General features: G+C 68.9%; 1 pseudogene. It reads left to right on the forward strand.

Going from position 1 to position 408, the window contains the following annotated elements:
• Positions 1-408: pseudogene (locus OO48_RS34050) on the forward strand (glycoside hydrolase family 32 protein); the annotation flags it as partial.

A 408-nucleotide genomic window follows, 5' to 3' on the forward strand; every position in this document is an offset into this window, starting at 1 on the left:
TCCTGGACGACCGCCGGCACCGCCTTCGGCACCGGCCCCGCCCAGGGCACCCTGCCCAACCAGCAGAACGTCACCGGCTACCTCGGCAAGGGACTCGTCAACTCCTTCCTCCAGGGCGACACGACCACCGGCACCCTCACCTCCCCCGCCTTCACGGTGGACAAGCCGTACCTGAACTTCCTGGCCGGCGGCGGCAACCACCCCAACTCCCAGCCCAACCCCACCACCGTCAACCTGGTGGTCGACGGCGCGGTCGTCAGGACCACCACCGGCGAGGACAACGAAGCACTCGACCCCGTCCAGTGGGACCTGCACGACCTCGCCGGCAAGCAGGCCCGGATCCAGATCGTCGACAACAACACCGGCGGCTGGGGCCACATCAACGCCGACCAGTTCACCCTCACCGAC

It is taken from the genome of Kitasatospora phosalacinea, assembly GCF_000716545.1.
Lineage (GTDB): Bacteria > Actinomycetota > Actinomycetes > Streptomycetales > Streptomycetaceae > Kitasatospora > Kitasatospora phosalacinea.